The following is a 21,193-nucleotide window of genomic DNA, read 5'->3' as shown; positions in this document are numbered from 1 at the left end:
AGAAGGCGCGGAACGGAGGCGAGGACGCATGACAGCCGTCCCGCCGCGAGGATGCCGGACGGGCCGGCGACGGGAATCTGGACGGGTAGGGCGGCTGGGAGGCCTGATAAAACGCGGAGCGTGTGCAGTTGCGAGGAGCGGCAAGGTGGCTCTCGGCGGTGGGAGGGAGGGTGTCATGTGTGGGGGGCATGTGGGCTTGGGGTGATATGTGTGGGGTCCCTGGGGGCTGGACGGAGGAGAGTGGTCGGGATGGCTGGGCAGACTTGTTTGTTCTGCGAGATCGTTAAGGGGGAGCGGAGTGCGCATGTTGTGATGGATATGCCGGATGTGCTGGCGTTTCTTGATGCGCGGCCGTTGTTCAAGGGGCACACGTTGCTGGTGCCTCGGGCTCATTATGAGACGCTCACCGATCTGCCGAGTGAGTTCCTCGGGCCGTTCTTCGGGCATGCGCAGCGTCTCGCGGGAGTGATGGAGTCGGTGCTCGGCGCGGCCGGGTCGTTCGTGGCGATGAACAACCGGGTCAGTCAGAGCGTCCCGCATCTGCATGTTCATATAGTTCCGCGTAATCGGAAGGACGGGCTTCGCGGCTTCTTCTGGCCGCGGCAGAAATACGCATCTGAGGAGGAGGCGGCGGCTTATGCCGCACGGTTGTCCGAGGGGCTCATCTGACTTGCAGGGCCAGGGTCGTGTCGAGGATCTGGGCGTCGTGGGAGGTGGGGGCGGTTGAGTCCCACCAGCGGATTGCCTCGATCTCTTCGTTGGGGACGAAGGTTGTGTGGCGGGTGGTCACGCGGGCGGTGCAGAGCGCTGCGTATTCGTCGTGGGGTGTGTCGCTCAGGTTGAAGCGTCCGTATCCGGCGAGAGCGAGGGTGGGGATGTGGAGGCCGCTTTTCCTCGTGCGGTTCGCGGACTGCTGCCTGTCGAGGTGTTTCACCAGGGTCGATCCGGCCGCCCGGACGGCAGTTGCCACTGGCGGCGGTGGCGATCGAAGACCAGGAGCAGGTGCCGGGCGCGTCCACTGGGGTGGCGGCGGACGGGAGGAAGGCCGTAAGGGTGTTGCCTCGCTGGTCTCGCGCCGAAGGGACGTCCATTGGGCGCTCCACGGACGGTCGGCGGCGGAGTTTCTCAGGTCAAGGCTAGGAGGAGAGCCGTGTAGGGCGCTGTCGGGTCTGTTTCGGCGGGCGTGGCCGCCTCTAAGGCGGCGGCGTGTTCGTAGAGGTCGCGTTCGGCCCTGTCCAGGGCGGCGGACAGAACGAAGTCGGTGACCGTCCAGCCGATCAGTTCGGCCGCTTTGCGAATCACGAGGAGCTGGTCTGGGGAGGGGTGGACGGTGATGGGGTCGTCGGGGGCGGGAAGGTTCTGGCGAACCGACTCAGACATGGCCGGTCTCCTTCCTTGCGGCATCTAAAAGTACGCCGCGAGGTGTCGCGAGGCCATCCTCATTGAGAATGAGAATCGTTTAGGTGTCGAGGAGGCGGGGCGCACTGGGAGTGGGTCTGTTCACGCGGTTTGTGTTGGACAAAGCTTTCCGTGGAGACGATGCCCGGGACGGCGCGGATACGGCCGATGAGTTCGAGGTGCCGGGAGCCGTCCTGATGCGAGTTCAAGGAGGATTTCGAATGAGTCGGCGGACGTAGTCGATTTGGTCGCGGTCGGCGATCTGCTCCCGGTCGCGTTCGCAATTGATGTCGATCATCAGCCGGTGGGTGAGCCCGAGCATGAACCGGGGGTTAGGCCAGCTTGGGCGGGTGGGGCAGGTCGGCTTGAGCGGGTGGGTGAGGCTGAGCACGGGCGGGTCGGCGAAGCCGGTGGCGTGCTGACGTCGCTATCTAGGAGCTTTGGGTGCGTTGCCGCGTGGCGGGGAGTTGCTCGCCTACGCGGTGGGCCATACCGGCGTCGGGTGTCGTGGCCACGCGACTCGGTGCTGACGTCATGCTCGACCTCCTGCGCGCTGGGCTTGGCACCTGGCGAGGAGACCGAGCGGACACGGCCGGCGCGGCGCGTTCCAAAGTTGTCCCGCTCCCGCCGGGGCCGTTTCGCTACGGGTCACCGCACTGGCCCGCCGCGAGAGATCGCCCATCCCGGCCGCGATGCCGGACGTCGCGGACTCTGGCTCCGCACCCCGACCGCTTCGGATACGGCACATAGTGCGTTGGACGGCGCGCGACCGGCTCTAGTCGGGGGATTCGTCGATGGTGCCGAAGATGACGGACGAGACCTCCAGGTAGAGCTGCTCCGGGTACGGCATGAAGCCGACATTGCGGAGCGCCTGCTTCTGGCCCGCGGACTCCATCACGAACTCGCCGTACCCGAGGATCCGTCCGGCCATGGAGCGGTTCAGTGCGATGTCCGTAACCTTGGCCAGCGGCATCATCGCGACGTTCCGGTTGAGCACGCCGTTGATCACCATCACCCGGTGCTCGGTGACCAGGAAGAACTCCACCGACCAGGCGATGACCTTCCAGACCAGGTAGGCGATGGCGACCAGCCACAGCCACCAGATCCAGGTGAGGCCGATGACCGCGCTGATCGCGCCGCACGCGACGAGCCCCGCGACGACGATCGCGACGGGGAGGAGCAGGACGGCGGGGTGGCGCCGGACCGCGATGACCCGTCCCTCGTGGGACATCAGGTATTTGTCGACGGTGCGCGACGAGCTGTCGTGTTGCACCATCATGTCCTGCAGATTCACGGCGGCGTCCTCGTCATGATCCGGGTGGTTCAACGGTAGCCGACGCGGTGGCGCGGGCGCAGAGTCCGGGCGGTAACAGACGAGGCCCTTGCCGGTGGGAGGACGGCGGCTGATGATGGTCGTCATGGAGGGCGTTCGGGAGCCTGGGGCGGGTCGGGACGGACGGCACGGGCGGGCGGCAGACGCCGACGGGCGGGTGCCGGGGCCGAGGCCGGGGCCGGGACGGCGGGGTGAGTTCGCGGTGGAGGTCACGAGGCGTCCGATCTGGCGGCTGCTGTTGCGGGGCCTCGGCGTGTACCTGCCGGGCTGGGAGATGCCGGCGGGTGCGCTGCGCGTCCGGGACGGGGCGGCGGACGGGTTCGGGCCCCCGGCGTACGTGAACGGCGACGCGGGGTTCGGCGTCCAGATCCCCGACCGGCGCAAAGGGCTGGAGCCGGACCGGGAGATCTATGTGCGAGGACGGGAGAACCCGAGCTTCGGCATCGTCGTCGCCGGTCCGGCGGCGGCGATCGGCAGCCGGGTGGTGGACGCGGACGCGCTCATCCGGTTCGCGCGGAGACTGACCTTCGAGGAACTCTTCGACACGGGCGACGCCGACTCCGTCCCGTACGCGGTGCGCGGCGCGCGGGCGGTGGAGAACGCGGTGTTCCTCGACCGGGCCGCCGGGATCGGGCTGTGCGTGGAGGTCGACCCGGTGACGCGCGCCGTGACGTGCCCCTTGTACGCACGCATCGGCGACCGGTCGGAACGAACCGTCCGCGCCTACGGCACCCTACCGACCAGCACCACGCCGAACGGGGCTACGCCGCCCCACAGAACACCGCCCCACGGAGCGCCGCATCACGACGCGTCGATTTGAGGGCGCTGCCTTACGACACCTCGCCTAACGGAGCGTCGTGTCACGGAGCGCCGCCCCGGGGTGCCGCGTCAGGGCGTGTCGACTTAAAGGGTGTCGCCTTGCGACGCTTCGCTTCAGGGAGTGCTGCGTCAGGGAGCGGTCTCTCATGGAGCGCTGGCTTACGGAGGGCTGCCCACCGAGCGTCGTGGCAGGGAGCGTTGCCTTGTGGGGTGTTGGCTTGGGGCGCATTGGTTTGCGGAGCGCCGCTTAGGGGGTGGACCAGTCGGTTAGGTCCCATAGTTGGTGGGACGGGAGGCGGCGTAGGCGGAGGGTTGCGGCGACTGGGTCCCAGAAGACCTCGTCGCTTTCCAGTTCCAGGGACTGGGCGGCGGTCAGGACGGCGCACAGGAGTTCGTCGCGTGTCCGGACGGCCATGAGGGGGCCTATCTGGGCGACGGCGCCCGAGCTTTCCGAGAGCGTCCGGAGGAGGGATTTGAGGGCGGCCTCGTCCTCGGGCGGGCGTGTGGGCTCGACGCCGGGCGGGACGCCGGGTTCGACGCGGGCGAGGCCGCGTCTGGCCTCGGCGCCGGGGGCGGACGCGCCGTTCGTCGGGAGGTCGGCGCCGGTCGAGATCAGGAGTGCGCTGAACGCGCCTGCGAGGTCCTCGGGGGCCTGGCCGCCGAGGAAGTAGCGGCGCCGCTCCGGGGCGCCGGGGACGTCGCCGTTGGGGCCCTCGGCCGTGCGGAAGCGGACGTTCAGGCGGCTCGACCGCACGCACCGCTCGTACATCTCGACGAGGATGTCGTCGAGTTGCTCGTCGCGGGTCCAGAGGCGGCCGGTGGCGGTGACGGCCTCGCCGTGGGAGCGCGGACGGCCGGTGAGCGCGGCCGTGACGGTGTCGTCCAGCTCGCCCTCGGTGAACTGGAGCAGTTCGGCGACGACGTCCTCGACGTCCTCGAGGGTCCGGGTGAGGGTGCGCTGGAGGTCCAGCATCTCCGCGCCGCCGCGTTCCAGGTCGGCGAGGCGGTCGAGGGCGACCTCGACCCTGCCGTCGGCCGGGCCGCCGCCCGTGCGGGTGACGGCGCGCACGGACGTCTCCACCTCGGTCAGCTTGCGGCGCAGCGCGGCGAGGGTGATCCGCTGCTGCTCAAGGTCGCGCAGGCGTCCGGCCTGGGTCCGGAGGAAGTCGTCGGCCTGGTGGACGAGGCCCGCCAGCTCCTCCACCTGCCCGGTGTTCTGCCGGAGCCGGGAGTCGAGCGCGGGCAGCACGTCCTGCTTGACCCGCGACAGCTCGGCGGTGAGCTGCTCGCCCACCGTGACCAGGACGTTGTTCTGCTTCGTGACCTGGTCGTTCAGCTCCTCGATCCGGCGGGAGAAGGCGCTCGCCTGGTCCCGGCTCTGCTTGCCCGCGTAGAGTTCGAGCGCCCCCACAACAAAGCACAGCACCACCAGGACGACCGTCGTCATGGCACTCCTCGGACGTGACGGTGATGACCGGACCGGGTTTTGATCGCGACCATAACTTACGATCACGCGCGCCGACCGGCACTTACGTAACCGACTGATCTCAGTGGCCGGCCGGTCTCACCTGTCCTTTTCGCGCCATTCCGTGACCGCTGTTTCGCTCTCGGTCACTGAATTCAGACACAGCCCTCGAATTGCGGCACCGTGGTGGTGACCTTTAGTCCGACGGGGGCGAACCATTTCTTCAGCAGTTCGACGGCGGCGCCGTCCTGGTACATCTCGGTGATCGCCTTGTTGACCGCCTCGCAGCCCGCCACGTCGGCCTTCCGGATGCCGACGCCGTACGGCTCGTCCGTGAACGGGGCGTTCACGATCCGGAGGGCGTGGCCGCCGCCGGACGCCTTCGCGGCGAGGCCGGCGAGGATCAGGTCGTCGGTCGACACCGCGTCCAGCCTGCCGGCCGTCAGGTCGGCGAGGCACTGCGCGTAGCCCTGCGCCTCGACGGGCAGCGCCGGGACGCCCTGCTCGTCGTGGACGCGCGGGAACGACACCGAGCCGGGCACCCTGCAGAGCCGCCGCCCCTTCAGGTCGTGGATGTCCCGGATCTTGCCGGCGTCGGACGCGCGGATGAGAACGTCCTGGTGGGCGACGTAGTACGGGCCCGCGAACGACACCTTCACCTTGCGTTCCGGGGTGACGGAGTAGCTGGCGACGACGAGGTCGACGTCGCCGTCCTGCACGAGCTTCTCGCGCGTCGCGTAGCCGACCTGCTTGAACGTCACGTTCGCGGCGGGGACGCCGAGCCGTTCGGCGATCTCCTTCGCGAAGTCGATGTCGAAGCCCTGGAACGTGCCGCCGGTGCGCTCGCCGACGCCCGGCTGGTCGGCGTTGACGCCGATGACGAGCGTGTCCTTGACGGCGACGGAGTTCTCGCCGGCGTCCGCGATGCCGCACGCCGTGCCCGCCGTCAGGAGCGCCGCGGCCAGCAGGGCCGTCGCCGCGCGACCGCGGGGCCGCGGCCTCACTTCGACCACCGGTACTCCGCCAGGCGGGGGCGGACGCCGATGAGCACGAGCAGCGCGATGACGATCCCCGCGATCGGCAGGACGGCGTACCAGCCGCTCGTCCCGCCGTCGCCGTCCTTCACGGCCTCGTCGAACGACTCCTGGTGGATGCGGGCCAGCGCCTGCAGCGACCGGTCGTACTCGGTGAAGTCCGCGGCGGAGGCGCCGCGCGCGGCGACGGCCTGGTCCCGCTTGCCGCCGTGGACGAGGGTCCGCATCTGCCGGTCGTTCGACTGGACCTGCTGGTAGTCCTTGAGGATCTTGTTCAGCGCGGCGACCATCTGGGCCTGCCGCTCGTCCGACTCGGTGGGCCGGTTGGCCTCCGTGCCGAGGAAGCCGAGGAACGGCGCGCGTCCCGGCTCGAACGACAGATCCTTTTGGACGGCCGTGTTGTACTCCGTCAGATTCCCGGCCTTCAGATAGAGGACGGTCTGCGATTTGCTCAGGTAGACCTGCTCGTAGGCGTCCGCCCGTCCTGGGTCGAGGAGGAAGCGGGTCTCGTCGGCGGCGGCGCTGTTGCTGATGGCGCGCGTCCGGGAAAGGGCCAGCATCGAGTCGAAGCCCTCCTCCTTGGCCTTGCGGAGATGGTCCGCCTGCCCGGACAGCATCGCGGTGCCCGACACGACCAGGACGAAGGTGCCGAGCGTGGCCGCCGCCAGCGGAATGTTCAGGAGGCGGCGGAAGCGTGCGGCCAGGAACAGCTGGAACGCGACGAGGACGGCGAGCAGCGCCAGGCCCGTGACGAGGATCCAGGTCCGGCCCGTGAGGACGGCCGAGCGCTTTTCCTCGTACGTGTGCCGGACGAGGGTGCCGTTGTCGAGCGTCAGGTTGTACGCCTTGGGCAGCAGGTCCAGCTTCATCAGGTCGGTCGCCTGCCGGTACAGCTCGATGACCTGCTGCGACGGCGGCCCGGACGCGTGCCCGGACTGCTGGTCGAGCAGCAGCGCCTGCCCGGCGAGCCGCTCGTAGCGGCCGAGCGCGTCCAGGACGTCGCGGGCGGTGTTGTCCTCGGTCCGCTCGTCGGCGAGCTTCGCGGCCTTGAGCAGGGCGTTGCCCGCCTTCTGCCGGTTGTCGTTGTAGCGGGCGAGGGCCTGGTCGCGGCCGCCGCCCGCCGCGCCGCCGATCAGCAGCGCGTTCGCGAGCTGCGCGTCCATGTCGGTGAGCTGGAAGTACAGGTCGCCGGTCGCGACGACCTGCGGGCCCGCGTCCTGCCCGATCACCCGGACGCCCTCGCGGGCGTTCGCGATCGCCCACCAGGACACGCCCAGCAGCGCCACGAGCAGGACGGCGGCCAGCGCCGTCAGCGTCCGGATGCGGGCGGAGGCGGTGCGGGGCACCAGCCGCGCGACGCCGGTCGGGGGCCTTTCGGGCGTGCGCCGCAGCCCTCCCGCCGGGCTCCGCCGCGCGGGCGGGCCCGGCCGCGCGGCCGGGGAGGGGGCCGCGGTCTGTCCCGCGTCGGGAGCCTGCTGAACGGCCGTCATGTCGCCTCGCCTCGGATGAGCGTGATGGTGGTCCACGCGCCCACGTGGATCCGGTCGCCCTCGGCCACCGGGACCTCCACGTTGTTCGGAATCGGGTCCAGGGACCCGTTCATGCAGGTCCCGTTGGTGGAACCCGGGTCGACGAGCGTCCACGTGCCGTCCGGCTTGGCCAGCAGGACCGCGTGGACGTGCGAGATGCCGGGGTCCTCGGGCGGCTCGCGCAGGTCGATCTCGGGCGGGGACGGCTGCGCCGAGCTGCGCCGTCCGATGCGGATCTCCCGCCCGGCGAGCGCGATCCGCCGTTCGGGCGCGTAGGGCGGGAACGTGAGCGTCGCCGAGTCGGGGCCCTCTTCGGCGAGGACCGTGTTGTAGTAGTCGCGGTCGGCCGTCACGACCGCCGTCCAGGCCGGGGACTCGGTCGTCGCAGGCCCTGATCCGGACGGCCGCGATCCGGACGGCCGCTGCTCCGGTGCCGGAGGTCCTGGTGGCGCCGGCGGCTCCGTGGTCGGTTGCTCCGTGGTCGGCGGAGTCGGAGTCGGAGTCGGAGTCGGCGTTGGAGTTGGCGTTGGCGGAGCCGGAGGAGGGGGTGTGGGGCGGGACGAGGTCGCCGGGGCGGTCCGCGGCGTGGGCTTGCCGCCGCCGGTGGCGAAGTCGTAGCCGCACGCCTCGCAGAAACGGTCGCTGCCGGGCGTCCCGCAGTCGGGGCACGGCGTCGGGCCGCCGCCCTGACCGCGTCCGCTCTGCGGGGACTGCAGGGCCGCGGTGCTCTGCGGACCGGACGGCGCGCCCGTCCCGCCGCCCGACGACGCGCCCGTGCCACCGCCGGACGGGGAGGCGGGGGAGGACGCGCCGATGCGCTCGCCGCAGACGTCGCAGTAGTCGGACGCCTGCGAGGTGTGTCCGTTGGGGCAGCTCGCCATGCTCAGCCCTCGCCCCGGCGGGTGGTGACGGTCTCGTCCTTGCGCGTCCGGACGGTCTTGCTGGAGCGGGTGTCGAGCTCCATCTCGTGGGCCTTGTCGACATCGCGCCTCAGCCGGACGGTGCCGGTCGCCTCGTCGACGACGTCCACGACCCGGCGCAGCATCGAGGTGATCTCGTCGTTGCCGGCCTCGTTCGCCAGCACCACGGCCCGGCCGAGGCGCGCGGTCGCGGTGTCCAGGTCGCCGTCCTTGCGGGCCTGCAGACCTTCCTGGATGGCGGTGGCGAGCTCGGCCTGCCCGGTGTAGTGCGCGACCCGCGCGTTGATCCTGGTGGACCGCGCCTCGTCGTCCGTCCACTGCGCCAGGACGTTCCCGCTCGCCAGGACCTGCGCCTCCTCGCCGGGCGCGCCCGGGACGACGAGCTTCACCCACGCCGCGCGCAGCTCCTTCCCGACGTCGCCGGGCGGCACCTCCACGCAGACGTGGTAGTCGCGGCTCTCGGCGCCCCACGCGCCGAGCGGATAGTCGGCGGCCTGCGGCCCGGCCTCGACGCGCTTGCCGGTCAGGTCCTCCACCGACGGGAGGACCTGCTTGACGAACCGCAGCGTCGCCGTCTGCGGCGTCCACACGCGCAGCGCGACGTCGGCGACGGACTTGCCCATCGCCGCCTCGGTCATCGCCCGGAAGTCGGCCTCAAGACCGGCCGGGTCGGCGACGATGTCGACGCTGCCGAGCAGCGCGGACGCGATCTTGCGCAGCTCGGCGACCTCCCAGTCGGTGCCGACGCCGCGGCAGTCGCACACGAACCGGCCGTCGCAGCGGAACAGGACCGCGTCGAGCTCCTCGGCCGTCTCGTGCTGGTTCTTGCCGTCGGTCAGCAGGATCGCGTGCCGGAGGCCGCCCTGCACCTTGTCGAACAGCTCGTCGGCGAGCCGCAGCCACGAGCCGATCGCGGTGCCGCCGGACGCCTTCAGCTTGTTCAGCGCCACCTTGGCCTGCTCCCGGGTCTGCGGCGTCGCGGCGACCAGGCCGGGCTGCGCCGGGAAGACCATCGAGGCCGTGTTGGAGCCGGAGATCACCGCGAACTCGACGCCGTCGCGCAGCGTGTCGATCGCGACCTTCGCGGCCTTGACCGCCGCGCGCAGCTTCGTGTCGGGATAGGACATCGATCCCGAGGTGTCGATGATGATGACCTCGGACGCTCTGGTGGACGGCGGGGCCGCGACGGCCCCCTCCGCGGCCGTCGCCTCCACGGACACGATGGCGTGCACCTCGCGGCCGCCCTCGGGCAGGAACTTGTTCTGGTCGATCTTGACGGTGAATTGCGGCTGCTCGCTCATCGGGGCTGCTCCGTGCTCTGCGTCGTGCTCTCGTGGATGCGGCTCTGCGGGGCGGCGGGGGACGGAAGCGGGATGACGGCGACCGTGATGTTGTCGCGGCCGCCCGCGTCGAGGGCGTGGCGGACCAGCGTCCGCGCGGCGCCCAGCGGATCGGCCGCCGGGTCGTGCCCCGCGCCGCCGGGGGCGGCGAGGAGCGCCGCGAGGTCGCCTGCGGCCGGGAAGTAGTTCCACAGGCCGTCGCTGCAGACCAGCAGCGTGCCGGGGCCCGCCGGACGGAACGACGCGACGTGCGGGCTGACCTCCCCGGCGTCCGCGCCGAGCCAGGCCGTGATGACGTGCGCGTTCGGATGCGCCTCCGCCTCAGCTTCGGTCAGCGAGCCCTCGGCCACCATGAACGCGGCCCAGGAGTCGTCGTCGGTGAGGCGGCGGGACGGGCCGAGCTCGGCCATGTCGCCGGTGCTGACCTCCTCGTCCGGGACCTGCTCGTCCGGGACCTGCTCGCCGGGGTCGGGGGCTTCGCCTTCGCCGGGCTCGACGGCGCCGTCCGCCGACAGCCAGTAGGCGCGGCTGTCGCCGATCCAGCCGACCGTGACCGCCGTGCCGCGCGTCACCGCGGACACGTAGGTGCACGACGGCGCGTCCGCCGGGGACGTGGCCAGCGCGGCGACGGCCGCGGCCGCCTGCACCGCCGCGGCGCGGGTGGCGGCCTCGGGGTCCTCACCGGAGTCGAGCCGCGCCACCAGCTCGGCGGCGCCCGTCTCGGCGGCCGCGCGCGACGCGTCGTCTGGACGCTGCGACGAGCCGACGCCGTCCGACACGACGGCCGCGACCCCGGCGGAGTGGACGGCGATGGCGATCGCGTCCTCGTTGCGGCTGTACCGGCGTCCGCGGTCGCTCGCGCCCGCCGCGACCACCGGCCGTGTCCCGTTCCCCGCCCCGGCTCCGGCTCCGGCTCCGGACGCCGGGATCTCGAACTCGATGTGGTCGCGTTCGGCAGGCTGGCGGAGGCCACAAGATTCGCAGTAGCCGTCCGCGTCGATCGCCGTCCCGCTACAGCCCGTGCAGGGGCCCGCGGACGCCGGACGGCGCGCCGGCTGCGAGCTCTGCTTGATCGTCGCGTCCGGGCGCGGGGGCGGTTCGGCGGGCGGGGCGTCGGCGAGGCGGTGCCCGCACTCCTCGCAGAAGACCTCGCCCGCGTACACGATCTCGCCGCACGCCGGGCAGGACGGCTCCGCGGCCTTCGCCGCGTGCTGGTCGCCGGTCACAGCAGCGTCCTCGGGCGGACGGCGTTCGCGGAGTCGACGAGCCGCCGGCATTCGTCCCGGTCCCGGGTGCGGCGGGCCAGCTCGCGGTACGTCGCCTCCAGCAGGCGGCGCAGCTGCGGCTCCGCGAGCGGGGTGCCGAGGACGGACCCGCCCCGCGCCCCGCCCGCCGCGCCCGGCCCGTCCAGGAGCCAGTCCAGCGCGGCCTCCAGCACCTCGGCGGCGAGCCGGTCGCGGCGCTCCCCGTCCAGGTCGAGGGCGGTGAGGCGGTCGCCGGCCGCGACGAGCTCGGCCGCCGTGAGCTCCACGGGCGCCCGCCCGCGCACCGCGGTCGCCACCGCGGCCACCTGCGCGGGCAGGAACCGGATCGAGATCTTCGGCACCGAGTCCAGCGCGGCGACGGCGGCGGCCCGGTCGCCCGCCGCCAGATGCACGCGGGCCAGGCCGAACGCGGCGTTGATGTAGCTCTGGTCCGTGCGCCACACCATGTCGTACAGGCGGACGGCCTCGTGCGGCGCCGTCCGTTCACGGCAGTAGGCGAGCGCCAGCTTGGGCGCCGGCTCGCCCGGTATCAGCCCGTACAGGTGGTCGAACCAGGGCTCGGCCTCGGCCACCCGGCCCTGCGCGAGGAGATTGACGGCGCGGTACCAGTTGACCCGCCAGTCGCCGGGACGTTCGGCGTCCAGCTCGTCCAGCAGCGCCTGCGCCTCCGCCGCCGCGCCCAGCTCGATCTGCACGCGGGCCAGCGCCAGCCTGACCTCGGGCGTGCGCTCGGGCGCGTTCTTCGCCGCCTCCACGACCTGCTCGGGCTCCAGCGCGCCGAGTCCCGAGACGAACCCGGCGGCGGGGTCGGACCTGTCCGCCAGCGGCACCGGCAGCGCCGCCGCGGCCACCTCCGGCGGGACGGGCGGCAGCGCCGACTCCTCCGACTCGCCGCCCGCCATCCGGGTCGCGAACCGCTCAGGACCGAACAGCCCGGACGGCGCCGGACGCGGCACGCCGTCCTCGGCGGCCAGCACCTCGCGCAGCACGCCGGTGAGCTGCTCCGCCATCTCCGCCGCGTCCTGGAACCGCTGCGCCGGGTCGTGGTGCGTCGCCCGGCGCAGGAAGCGGTCGAACGACTCGAACCGCTGCAGCACGGGGACCTGCGAACGCTCCGGCAGCGAGTTCGTGAAATTCCTCGTGAAGCCGCGGAACGGGAAGCTCAGCACGGCCAGCGCCCGCCCGACCGTGTACAGGTCGGACGAGACGGACGGCCCGTCGTCGGCGATCTCCGGCGCCTGGTAGCCGACCGTGCCGTAGATCGCGCCGCCGGGATCGTCCAGCCGCCGGACGCCGCCGAGGTCGATCAGCCGGAGCTGCTCCTCGGACTGGATCACGTTGTCCGGCTTGAAGTCGCAGTAGATCAGGCCCTGCGCGTGCAGGTACTCGAGCGCGCGCAGCACCTCCAGCCCGTACGCGATGGCCTGCGCGAGCGGGAGGTGCTTCTCGCCGGACGGCTGCGGCTGCTGGAGGAGGATGTCCTTGAGCGACTGGCCGCCGACGTACTCCATGACGATGTAGCCGTCGCCGTCGTGCTGGACGAAGTTGTAGATCTTGACGATGTTGGGGTGCTCGACCTCCGCGAGGAACGCGCGCTCGGCCGCCGCGGCCGCCATCGCGTCCGCGTCGCCGCTGTCCAGCAGGCCCTTGAGGACCACCCAGCGGTCGCTGACGTTCCTGTCCTTGGCCAGGTAGATCCAGCCGAGGCCGCCGTGCGCGAGGCAGCCGAGCACGTCGTACTGCCCGCCGAGCAGGTCGCCCGGACGGAGCTTCGGCGTGAACGAGAACCTGCTCCCGCACTTCGGGCAGAACCCCTCGGTGCGGCCCGGCCGCCCGCTCCGTCCCCGGCCGACCGGCTCGTCGCAGTTGCTGCAGAAGCGCTTGCCCTCCGCGACCTCCGGGTTGCTCATCACCGCCGTGGACGGGTCCCGGTACGGGACGCGCGGCACCTCGACCAGCCCCGCGCCGAGCATGCCCCGGCGCGCGGACGAGCGCGCCGACCCGGTGCGGGTGCTGCCCGTCCGCGTGCTCCCGACGGTGCCGCCCGTGCTCGTGCCGCCGGACGTTCCCGCCCGCGCGGTGAGCGTGGTGTGGGCGGGCGGGGAGCCGCACACGTCGCAGTAGCCGTCCATGATCGTCCCGGTGCAGCTCGGCATCCGGCACGCGTCGGGCGGCAGCGCGGCGGGCGTCCGGGGAGCCGGCACGCCAGGGGCGCTCGCCGGGCTTGCCGGTGGGTTGCCGCAGACGTCGCAGTAGCCGTCCGAGATCGTCCCCGTGCAGCCGGGCTGCGCGCAGGCGTTCGGCGCGGGCGGTGGCCCGGACGAGCCGGCCGGTGGACCGGACGCGCCGACCGGTGGACCGGACGCGCCGGGCGGCGGGACGGACGGGCCGGACGGGGCTGCCACGCCGCACAGTACGCAGTATCCGCCGTCAATGGTCCCGGTACAGCCCGGCTCCGTGCACTGGCTCATCGTTCCACTCCCTTCGCCCGCGCGTTGATGGCCTGCTGGTATCCCGACAGAGTCACGGTCGCCTTTCGCAGATCGCAGGGGGACGTCCACAGCAGCTCGCGGGCCTGCTCGTAGATCCGTGCCAGCTCGGTGTCCTCGGCGTGGCCGAGTCTCGCAGCCTTCACGCGGTACCCCTCCAGCCGCCCGCGCAGCTCCTCGCGCCGGTCCAGCAGGCCGCGGACGACGCCCGTGGCCTCCCGCGCCCGTTCCAGCGCGTCGTTCGCCGCCCGCTCCAGGTCCGCGACCCGAGCCGCGAGATCGCTCCAGCCGGCGCCCTGCGCCGGCCGCGCGACCGCGGCGAGCCGGTCGGCCAGCGCGCCGGACGCCTCGGGCAGGTCCGGCAGCGTCGGCTTGACGATCTTGGCCAGGACCTCGTCGCGGACCCGGCGGGCCTCCGCCTCCGTCCCGCGCAGCCGGTCCAGGACGGCGGCGACGGCGCGGAGCCGGTCGGCGAACCCGTCCCGCAGCCGCTCCGCCTCCTCCAGGCCGCGGCGCACTTCGGCGAGGCCCGTCCGGATCGCGTCCAGCCGCCCGGTGTCGGCGTGGCCGTCCCGCGCCAGCGCCATCGGGTCGCTCCGCACCACGGCGGCGACGGCGGCGAGATCCGCGCGGAGCCGGTCGAGCTCCGGCTCGACTCCACCCAAGGACTCCAGCAACTCTTCCGCGGCCCGACGCTCCGCCTCCACCTCGGCGAGCCGCGACAGCAGCGCCGACCAGACCGCGTCCAGCGCCGCGACCGCCCGCGCGGCCTCCTCGTACAGCGGCGTCATCCGCTCGACCGCCGCCCGCAGGGTCAGCTTCTCGCCGGACGGGACGGACAGCAGCGTCCGCCGCTCCAGCGGCACCTCCTCGACCGGAAGCTCCACCGACGGGCCCGCGAGGAGCCAGGTGAGCTCCTTCAGCTGCGTCTGCCCCGGCTTGGCATGACGGGCCCGCAGCTCCTCGGCCGCGCCGAGCACCCGTCCGTACACGTCGAAGAGGGCCCACAGCGAAGCCAGGCCCGCACGCACCTCGGACTGCACGCGCCGCGTCTCCCCGTCCAGCGCCGCCCCTTCCAGCAACTGGTAGCCCTGGTGGGCCTCCAGTTCGAGCAGCGCGGCGCTTATGCGCTCCCGCTCGTCGCGGAGCCGCGCCAAGGCGCGGTCCGCCTCGTCTCGGCCCATCGGGGGCCGGCCCACCCGCGCGTCACTCAACGCCGGTCCACGGTCGGCCCATGTTCGCCCCGATTCCCCCACATAGAGCACGTTTTGGTGCCCAAGTTTTCACCATCGAAGGTCGCCTTCTCAACCGCGATGCCGATCATCGTCGTCCGCGGTGCCGAGGTGAGTCATGTGACTCGATCCGAGCGTCCCCGGCCCTCCAAAATGTCAGTGTTCGAACGTATGATCGAACCATGGCGAACGTTGCGACGCATCCTCAGTCCGCGCCCACCGCGACCGCCCCGCTCACCGCGGCGGAGATCGCCGCTCTCGCGCTCTCGCTCGCGCACCTCGGCGCCGGCCCGCAGGCCACCACCGCGCGCCGCGCCCTGCACACCCTCCTCGACGCCGCCCCCCACGACGACGTGGTCACCACCACGCTCGCCACCCTCACCAAGCCCCTCGACGCCTCCACGTCCGACCGCGCCCGCGTGATCGCCGCCGCCATCACCGAGCACCGCGTCGTCCGGCTCTGCTACGGCGACGCCGGCGCCAACGTCACGATCCGCGAGGTCGAGCCCGTCACCTGCCTCGTCCACCGCGACCACTGGTACCTCGTCGGCTGGTGCCGCATGCGCCGCGGCGTCCGCGCCTTCCGCTTCGACCGCATCCTCGCCGTAGAGTCCACCGGCCTCCTCGCCCGCCCCCGCCGCGCCGACCGCTACCTCCCCTTCCAGAAGCGCAAGGCTTCTTAACCCAGGGGGGCGACCCCCTGGAACCCCCGTCACGAGCCGGGCGATCCTCACGCCACGGTGCGGGTCTCCGTGACCGTGCGGGTTTGTGATCGTGGCGCTGCGGTCGCCCGGCTCGGCGGGCCGTGCGACCTCCGGCGCCGGGCGCCTGCGGCGGCACGACCCGTGAACCCGGCTGAGGTCCCACCTCGGGTTGGGTTGGTGTGGCTCGTCTAAGGCACTGGCATCACGTGCTGTAGAAGCTGTTGACGGCGGGCTGGCCCGTGTAGTTCGGGCCGGCTCCGTCGTCGGCGCCGATGTAGCGGTAGGGGAGTTCGATCTTTCGGCGGCCGCGCAGGGAGACGCGGTGGCGCCGGGAGTCGTAAATGAAGCCTGCTCGGCGCAGGGCGGCCGTCAGCCGGCGGCCGGACGGGGTGCCGTCGGGGAGCCGGATGCTTCGCGTGTCGAAGTTGGCGATCAGCAGGCCGTTCTCTGTCAGCCATGAGGCGGCGCGGGTGAGGAGGCCGAGTTTGTCGCCGATGTAGTGGAGGCCGTGCACGCAGGTGATCAGGTCGGACGGGCCGTCCGGCTCCCAGGTCGCGACCGAGTCGGTGATCAGCCGCAACGGGCCTTGGAACGCGTTGGGAACGAAGTGGTCCACCAGGTCGACGCCTACGATCTCGGCGCCTTCCGGAAGATGGGCGGTGGCCTCGGTCAGGGCGCGGGCCGTGCCGCAGCACAGGTCGAGCCAGCGGCCGGCGCCGACCTCGGCGAGGACGTCCATGCCCAGTTCGCGGGAGTAGGCGGAGAGCGTCCGCTCGCGGTTCATGAGGTTGTTGGCGACCACCGGGGAGTTTTCCAGCGCGGCGTCGTCCAGCATGGGGGGATTCTGGCACGGGTCTCAGACGGTGACGGTGTGTTGGACGGCGCCTGCTACGACGGCTCGGACGTCGCGGGTGCGGGTGTAGATGGCGCGCTGGAACTGGGCGCCGTTGCCGCGTTCGCGGAGGCCGTCGAGCATCCCGACGACCGTGTCGAGGTCGCCCGAGCGGTCCAGGGCCGGGGCCAGGTGGTCGAGGAGCGCGCCGACGACCTGCTGGGCGGGGGCGGCGCGGCGGGTGGACGGATGGACGAGGTCGTCCCGCAGCCCCGACCGCCCGGCCCGCCACATCGCGAGCCGCATCAGGTCGGCCCGCACCGGGTCGGGCGGGTCGCCGTCGCGCCAGGCGTCGGCGGCGGTGTCGACCAGCGCCCGGACGAGCGCGGCCAGCAGCACGGCGTCGTCGGCGTCCAGGCACACGTCCGGGACCCTGATCTCCACGGTCGGGTAGTGCCGCGACAGGCGCGCGTCGAAGTAGATCATGCCCTCGTCGAGGAGCGCGCCGGTGGCGAGCAGCGCCTCGACCGTCGTCCGGTAGGCCTTGGCGGAGCCGAACAGCTCCGTCGGGCCGCTGGACGGCCACCGGCCCCAGACCTCGTGCCGCCAGCTGTCGTAGCCGGTGTCCGTGCCCTGCCAGAACGGCGAGTTCGCGCTGAGGGCCAGCAGCGGCGGCAGCCATGGCCGGATCCGGTCGAGGACGGCGACGCCCTCGTCCGGGGACTCGACGCCGACGTGGACGTGGCAGCCGCAGGTGAGCTGGTCGTCCATCGCGGGCCCGTAGGCGACCAGCATCCGCTGGTAGCGGTGCGACGGCGTCAGCGAAGGGCGGACGGCGACCGGCGACGTCGCGAGCGCCGCGACCGAGACGCCGACCCCGGCGGCCGACTGCGCCGCCGCCAGCCGCGCCGATCTGACGTGCTCGGAGATCTCGGCGAGCGACGTGCAGACGGGGGTGGCCGTCTCCAGCTGCTCGCGCTGCAGCTCGGTCTCCAGCGGCTTCGACCGCCGCCCGCCGGTGAGGAACAGCTCGTCGTGCCGCCGGGCGTACCGGATGACCGAACCGGAGACCGCCTGCGGCACGCCGGACGAAGGATCGACGAGGAGCAGCTCCTCCTCCACCCCGAACGTGCGCGGACCTGTGCGAAGTGTCACCAGATGGTTGTGCCCCTCCGTGCACCGATGTACGTCCCCCGCGGGGCTCGTCCTGGACGGAACGCCCTGCTTAGAATGCGCGCACTTGACCGAACGCTTGGTCAGAAATGAGGTGGTATGTCGTACCTTGTTGGCCATTGGGCCACCGGGCATCTCGGCAGGCAGTCACTGCGGGCGATCATCGAGCACCCGGATCTCGAACTCGCCGGAGTCGTGGTCGGCGATCATCGCGAGGCCGGTCTGGACGCCGCCGAGTTGGCCGGGACCGGCCGTCCGACCGGCGTGCTCGCGACCGAGGATCCGGCCCCGCTGCTCGCCCTCCGGCCGCACGTGATCAGCCACACGGCCTACGGCCAGGGCCGGGTCGTCGACGACGTGTGCCGCATCCTGGAGTCCGGCGCCGGTGTGGTGACCAACGCGCTGCCGCCGAAGCCGTCCGCCGACCCGGCGGCGGCACGGCGCCTGCGCGCGGCGTGCGCCACCGGTGGCGCCGCCTGCCTGGCCACCGGCCCCGGACCCATGACCGACATGCTTCCGCTGCTGCTCAGCGGCGCGAGCCTGCATCTCGACGGCATCAAGATCACCGAAGTCATGTGCTACGCCCGCCGCGAGGAGGTCCGCGAGTTCGGCTTCGGCGGGCCGATCGGGCACCGGCCGCCGGTCGTGCGGCCGGGCGTGCCGACGCTGATGTGGGGGCCGATGATCCGGCTCATCGCCGATCAGCTGGCCGTCCCGCTGGACGACTTCGACGAGACCCACGAGCTGTGCCCGGCGCCCGAGTCGTTCGACGTCCCCGCCGGGCGGATCGCCAAGGGCACCACGGCGGGCCTGCGGTTCCAGGTGTCCGGCATGCTCGGCGGACGTCCCGTGATCACCGTCGAGCACGTGGCCCGCCTGCGCGAGGACCTCGCCCCACACTGGCCCGCGCCGCCGTTCGGCGAGCCCGGCGGGCACCGCGTCGAGATCGCCGGCGAGCCCCCGTGGCGGCTGGACGTCGCCAGCCCCGGCGCCGCTGACCCGTCCGTCCCCGGGACGCTCGCGACCGCGCTGCGCCTGGTCAACGCCATCCCCGCGGTGGCCGAGGCCCGGCCGGGACTGCACACCCCGCTGACCCTGCCGCCGTTCACCGGCCGCCGGCGCCTCCGCCGAGCCACGCGCTGAGCAGCGCGCCCGTCTCGTCCAGGCGGTCGATGTAGAGCATGTGCCCGGCCTCGATCTCGCTGATGGCCAGGTCCGGCCCGAGCGCCGTGCGGCAGTCCACCACGAACTCGGGCCGCACCAGGTCGGCTTGCGTCGCGATCACCAGATGGGTGGGGACGCCCGCGGGCGGCGGGACGTGCGGCCGCGCCATCTCCGAGTAGGCGGCGACGATCGCGGCCGGCTCGTACCGCCAGCGCAGCCGTCCGTCCGCGCCGTGCTGGAGATGCTCGGTGATCTCGTCGTCCAGCGTCTCGTCCGACGCCTCCGGCCACCGTGCCCTGCGCGCCGCCCGCGCCTCCGCGACGTCGCCGAACGACACCGGCGCCATGTTCGCGCGCGCCTCCCCGGCCGCCTTGGCGGGGTCGAGCCCGATCGCCGGGTCGAGCAGGACGAGCCGCCGCACCCGCCGCGGCGCGGCCCGCGCCAGATGCACCGCGATCATCCCGCCGTAGGAGTGCCCGACGAGGTCGGCCTGGTCGACGCCCTCCAGGTCGAGCATGGCCAGGAGGTCGGCCACGTGCTGCTCGACCGTCCACGGCGGCTCGTGCGGCGAACGCCCGTGCCCGCGCAGGTCGGGCGCGATGACCGGCCGGTCGGCCAGGTACCGCTCGGCGGTCCGGCGCCAGCGCGCCCCGTGGCCCGCGATCCCGTGCAGCATGACGACCGGATCGCCCGCTGTATCCCCATACCGATGCACATGCACAGCCGCGTCCGTCATGCACCGAAGCGTAAACGCGGGGACCCTCGTCGCGGGCCGTCTTCGGCCAGGTGGCGCCTGGTCAGGAACGTTCCCAGCGGACGGAACTCAGCGCGAGAAGGGCGACGTGGAAGGAGACGCAGGACTCCACGTCATCGAGGTCGGCGTCCAGGACGCGTTCGATGCGGCGGAGCCGCTCGTAGAAGGCAGGACGGGACAGATGGGCCTGCTGGGCGGCGACGGCCTTGTTACGCCCCGATTCGAGGTAGAGCTCCAGGATGCGGGTGAGGTCGCTGCCGCGCTGGGCGTCGTACTCCAGGAGCGGTCCAAGCTCCCGTTCGACGAAGGTCTGGACGCGGGCGTCGTCGCGCAGGAGGTGGAGGAGGCCGCGGAGCCGCAGGTCGGGGAGGCGGTAGAAGAGGCGGGCGCCGGCCCCGCGGGCGGCGACGTCGGCGACCTGCTCGGCTTCAAGGAACGAGCGGCGGACGTCGCGGATCGTCTCGACCACGGACCCGGCCGCCATGACGGTGTCGCCGGACTGCTTGCCGATGCGGGTGGCGACCTCGGTGAGGGCCGTCTCCACCTCGGCGCGGGCGGGCAGGGACGCCAGGACGCCGACGCGGGCGTGCGGGCCGCCCTCGTCCAGGACGCCGACGAGCGCGGCGAGCCGGGCGTCCTTGCAAGCGGCGGCGGCCGTCTCGGCGAGCGCGTTCAGCTCCCCGACGGGCGGGGCGGAGGTCGCGGGGCCGCGGTGGCGGAGCACGACGCCGAGCAGCCGGCGGCCCGACAGCGGGACGCCGAGGGCGCGGGCCCGGGCGGCGGCCTCCTGCGGGTCGGAGTAGGCGTGCGCGAGGATGCGGGCGATGATCGTCCCGTGCGCCTGGCGCTCGACGCTCTCGGCGTGCCGGTCGAGGAGGCGGCCGAGGGCGAGGGTGGTGGCGGCCCGCTCGATCAGCACGGTGTCGCGCGCGGACGGCGGCGCGCCGAGGTCGATGATGAGGCGGCCCCAGTCCTCGCCGCGGGCGCCGACCATCGTGACCAGCCAGCCGGACGACTCGTCGTAGCCCGTCCGGCGGCCGGGGCGGACCGCCCGCGACCGCGTCTCCCACGCCGACAGCAGCTCGGACGGGTCGGCCCCGTCCGCGTCGGCGGCGAGGACCTGGTGGGCGAGGTTCTCCAGGACGACCGGATGCCCGCCCAGCGACGCGACCTGCCGGACGACCTCGTCCGTGGACGCGCCCTCGACCGACAGCTGCGTGAAGATCTCGTGGAGCTGCTCGGACGCCCGCAGCTCGGCGAACTGGTCCTGGACGATGCGCGCGTGCACCGACTCGGTGATGTCCACGAACGCCGGCTCGTGCGCCAGGACGATCACGGGCAGCCCGTGGTCCTCGGCGGCGCTGATCAGCGCGGGCGGCAGGACGGAGAGGTAGCGGCGGCCCAGCTCGATCATCAGCCCGCTCACCCCGACCTCGGCGAGCTCGCTGATGTAGGTGCGGAGGCGCTCGGGCTCGTCCGGCAGCGCGATCCCGGTGGTGAGGACGAGCTCGCCGCCGTGCAGCAGGTGCGCGATGTCGGTGACCTCGGCGACGTGCACCCAGCGGACCCGGTTGCCGGTCCGGTCCGCGCCCGCGACGACGTGCGGCTGGCCGCGGCGTACCGCGTCGAGCTGGAGGACGTCGTCGAGAGTGGGCAGCATCACCCGCGATCCTATCCGGACAGCCTGTCAAGCCTGATGATCAAGTGGTTACACCCTGTCGGGGCCCATCAGAGCGTTAACC

Annotated in this window: 19 protein-coding genes; 4 read left to right on the top strand and 15 right to left on the bottom strand. The window is 72.6% G+C overall.

The window, feature by feature from the left end:
- Positions 1-249 precede the first annotated feature (249 nt).
- On the top strand, positions 250-669 hold the full coding sequence (locus ACH35V_RS11315; RefSeq protein ID WP_395971835.1) for an HIT family protein: 420 nt from the start codon (positions 250-252) through the stop codon (positions 667-669).
- Here the strand turns inward: ACH35V_RS11315 and ACH35V_RS11310 are convergent.
- The 3 genes from ACH35V_RS11310 to ACH35V_RS11300 form a co-directional block, all read right to left on the bottom strand.
- Positions 636-1,091 (bottom strand): NUDIX domain-containing protein, encoded by a 456-nt coding sequence (locus tag ACH35V_RS11310; protein WP_395971834.1) that lies wholly within the window; start codon positions 1,089-1,091, stop codon positions 636-638. The genes ACH35V_RS11315 and ACH35V_RS11310 overlap by 34 nt on opposite strands.
- Positions 1,092-1,125: 34 nt before the next feature.
- The gene (locus ACH35V_RS11305) at positions 1,126-1,380 is read right to left on the bottom strand and encodes a DUF1778 domain-containing protein (protein WP_395971832.1); all 255 of its coding nucleotides are present in this window, start codon (positions 1,378-1,380) and stop codon (positions 1,126-1,128) included.
- Between the two features lie 793 nt (positions 1,381-2,173).
- The gene (locus ACH35V_RS11300) at positions 2,174-2,692 is read right to left on the bottom strand and encodes a PH domain-containing protein (RefSeq protein WP_395971831.1); all 519 of its coding nucleotides are present in this window, start codon (positions 2,690-2,692) and stop codon (positions 2,174-2,176) included.
- 241 nt (positions 2,693-2,933) lie between these two features.
- Here ACH35V_RS11300 and ACH35V_RS11295 point away from each other — a divergent pair, with 241 nt between their 5' ends.
- Positions 2,934-3,551, top strand: a complete 618-nt coding sequence (locus tag ACH35V_RS11295; protein ID WP_395971830.1) for a hypothetical protein — start codon at positions 2,934-2,936, stop codon at positions 3,549-3,551.
- 246 nt (positions 3,552-3,797) lie between these two features.
- On the opposite strand, the gene ACH35V_RS11290 is transcribed toward ACH35V_RS11295, so the two are convergent.
- From ACH35V_RS11290 to ACH35V_RS11255, 8 genes are all read right to left on the bottom strand, one after another.
- Positions 3,798-4,997 (bottom strand): hypothetical protein, encoded by a 1,200-nt coding sequence (locus ACH35V_RS11290; RefSeq protein ID WP_395971829.1) that lies wholly within the window; start codon positions 4,995-4,997, stop codon positions 3,798-3,800.
- A 173-nt stretch (positions 4,998-5,170) separates the two neighbouring features.
- On the bottom strand, positions 5,171-6,028 hold the full coding sequence (locus ACH35V_RS11285) for a glutamate ABC transporter substrate-binding protein (RefSeq protein ID WP_395971828.1): 858 nt from the start codon (positions 6,026-6,028) through the stop codon (positions 5,171-5,173).
- Positions 6,016-7,539, bottom strand: coding sequence for a hypothetical protein (locus ACH35V_RS11280; protein WP_395971827.1), 1,524 nt, complete (start codon positions 7,537-7,539; stop codon positions 6,016-6,018). Before ACH35V_RS11280 ends, ACH35V_RS11285 begins: the two co-directional genes overlap by 13 nt.
- Positions 7,536-8,459, bottom strand: coding sequence for an FHA domain-containing protein (locus tag ACH35V_RS11275; protein WP_395971826.1), 924 nt, complete (start codon positions 8,457-8,459; stop codon positions 7,536-7,538). Before ACH35V_RS11275 ends, ACH35V_RS11280 begins: the two co-directional genes overlap by 4 nt.
- 2 nt (positions 8,460-8,461) lie before the next feature.
- Positions 8,462-9,799, bottom strand: coding sequence for a VWA domain-containing protein (locus ACH35V_RS11270; RefSeq protein WP_395971825.1), 1,338 nt, complete (start codon positions 9,797-9,799; stop codon positions 8,462-8,464).
- Positions 9,796-11,064 (bottom strand): protein phosphatase 2C domain-containing protein, encoded by a 1,269-nt coding sequence (locus ACH35V_RS11265; protein ID WP_395971824.1) that lies wholly within the window; start codon positions 11,062-11,064, stop codon positions 9,796-9,798. The genes ACH35V_RS11270 and ACH35V_RS11265 overlap by 4 nt, the downstream gene beginning before the upstream one ends.
- The gene (locus ACH35V_RS11260; protein ID WP_395971822.1) at positions 11,061-13,574 is read right to left on the bottom strand and encodes a tetratricopeptide repeat protein; all 2,514 of its coding nucleotides are present in this window, start codon (positions 13,572-13,574) and stop codon (positions 11,061-11,063) included. The genes ACH35V_RS11265 and ACH35V_RS11260 overlap by 4 nt, the downstream gene beginning before the upstream one ends.
- Positions 13,571-14,776 (bottom strand): hypothetical protein, encoded by a 1,206-nt coding sequence (locus ACH35V_RS11255; protein ID WP_395971820.1) that lies wholly within the window; start codon positions 14,774-14,776, stop codon positions 13,571-13,573. Before ACH35V_RS11255 ends, ACH35V_RS11260 begins: the two co-directional genes overlap by 4 nt.
- Before the next feature lie 230 nt (positions 14,777-15,006).
- On the opposite strand from ACH35V_RS11255, the gene ACH35V_RS11250 reads away from it, so the two are divergent.
- Complete coding sequence (locus tag ACH35V_RS11250; RefSeq protein WP_395971819.1) at positions 15,007-15,507, top strand: helix-turn-helix transcriptional regulator; 501 nt, start codon at positions 15,007-15,009, stop codon at positions 15,505-15,507.
- A gap of 223 nt (positions 15,508-15,730) precedes the next feature.
- Here the strand turns inward: ACH35V_RS11250 and ACH35V_RS11245 are convergent, their stop codons facing one another.
- Positions 15,731-16,363 carry a class I SAM-dependent methyltransferase gene (locus tag ACH35V_RS11245; RefSeq protein WP_395971818.1) on the bottom strand — a complete coding sequence of 211 codons (633 nt, stop codon included), beginning with the start codon at positions 16,361-16,363 and terminating at the stop codon, positions 15,731-15,733.
- 21 nt (positions 16,364-16,384) lie between these two features.
- On the bottom strand, positions 16,385-17,515 hold the full coding sequence (locus tag ACH35V_RS11240) for a glutamate--cysteine ligase (RefSeq protein WP_395971817.1): 1,131 nt from the start codon (positions 17,513-17,515) through the stop codon (positions 16,385-16,387).
- A gap of 117 nt (positions 17,516-17,632) precedes the next feature.
- On the opposite strand from ACH35V_RS11240, the gene ACH35V_RS11235 reads away from it, so the two are divergent.
- Positions 17,633-18,676 (top strand): hypothetical protein, encoded by a 1,044-nt coding sequence (locus ACH35V_RS11235; RefSeq protein WP_395971816.1) that lies wholly within the window; start codon positions 17,633-17,635, stop codon positions 18,674-18,676.
- Here the strand turns inward: ACH35V_RS11235 and ACH35V_RS11230 are convergent.
- A complete protein-coding gene (locus tag ACH35V_RS11230) occupies positions 18,639-19,433 on the bottom strand; it encodes an alpha/beta fold hydrolase (RefSeq protein ID WP_395971814.1) in 795 nt (264 codons plus the stop codon). The genes ACH35V_RS11235 and ACH35V_RS11230 overlap by 38 nt on opposite strands.
- 61 nt (positions 19,434-19,494) lie before the next feature.
- Positions 19,495-21,111, bottom strand: coding sequence for a PucR family transcriptional regulator (locus ACH35V_RS11225; protein WP_395971812.1), 1,617 nt, complete (start codon positions 21,109-21,111; stop codon positions 19,495-19,497).
- Positions 21,112-21,193: the final 82 nt, after the last annotated feature.

This window comes from Actinomadura sp. 1N219 (assembly GCF_044326405.1).
GTDB lineage: Bacteria > Actinomycetota > Actinomycetes > Streptosporangiales > Streptosporangiaceae > Spirillospora.
Note: the sequence above shows the minus strand (reverse complement) of the source record. Positions and strands in the feature narration are given on the sequence as shown.

What these genes read in the sequence shown, in the direction of transcription:
- ACH35V_RS11275 (WP_395971826.1), bottom strand. Translation starts at nt 8,459, where the DNA reads ATGGCGAGCTGCCCCAACGGACACACCTCGCAGGCGTCCGACTACTGC.
- ACH35V_RS11260 (WP_395971822.1), bottom strand. Translation starts at nt 13,574, where the DNA reads ATGAGCCAGTGCACGGAGCCGGGCTGTACCGGGACCATTGACGGCGGA.
- ACH35V_RS11315 (WP_395971835.1), top strand. Translation starts at nt 250, where the DNA reads ATGGCTGGGCAGACTTGTTTGTTCTGCGAGATCGTTAAGGGGGAGCGG.
- ACH35V_RS11250 (WP_395971819.1), top strand. Translation starts at nt 15,007, where the DNA reads ATGGCGAACGTTGCGACGCATCCTCAGTCCGCGCCCACCGCGACCGCC.
- ACH35V_RS11235 (WP_395971816.1), top strand. Translation starts at nt 17,633, where the DNA reads ATGTCGTACCTTGTTGGCCATTGGGCCACCGGGCATCTCGGCAGGCAG.
- ACH35V_RS11280 (WP_395971827.1), bottom strand. Translation starts at nt 7,539, where the DNA reads ATGACGGCCGTTCAGCAGGCTCCCGACGCGGGACAGACCGCGGCCCCC.
- ACH35V_RS11245 (WP_395971818.1), bottom strand. Translation starts at nt 16,363, where the DNA reads ATGCTGGACGACGCCGCGCTGGAAAACTCCCCGGTGGTCGCCAACAAC.
- ACH35V_RS11305 (WP_395971832.1), bottom strand. Translation starts at nt 1,380, where the DNA reads ATGTCTGAGTCGGTTCGCCAGAACCTTCCCGCCCCCGACGACCCCATC.
- ACH35V_RS11225 (WP_395971812.1), bottom strand. Translation starts at nt 21,111, where the DNA reads ATGCTGCCCACTCTCGACGACGTCCTCCAGCTCGACGCGGTACGCCGC.
- ACH35V_RS11310 (WP_395971834.1), bottom strand. Translation starts at nt 1,091, where the DNA reads ATGGACGTCCCTTCGGCGCGAGACCAGCGAGGCAACACCCTTACGGCC.
- ACH35V_RS11270 (WP_395971825.1), bottom strand. Translation starts at nt 9,799, where the DNA reads ATGAGCGAGCAGCCGCAATTCACCGTCAAGATCGACCAGAACAAGTTC.
- ACH35V_RS11255 (WP_395971820.1), bottom strand. Translation starts at nt 14,776, where the DNA reads ATGGGCCGAGACGAGGCGGACCGCGCCTTGGCGCGGCTCCGCGACGAG.
- ACH35V_RS11230 (WP_395971814.1), bottom strand. Translation starts at nt 19,433, where the DNA reads ATGACGGACGCGGCTGTGCATGTGCATCGGTATGGGGATACAGCGGGC.
- ACH35V_RS11290 (WP_395971829.1), bottom strand. Translation starts at nt 4,997, where the DNA reads ATGACGACGGTCGTCCTGGTGGTGCTGTGCTTTGTTGTGGGGGCGCTC.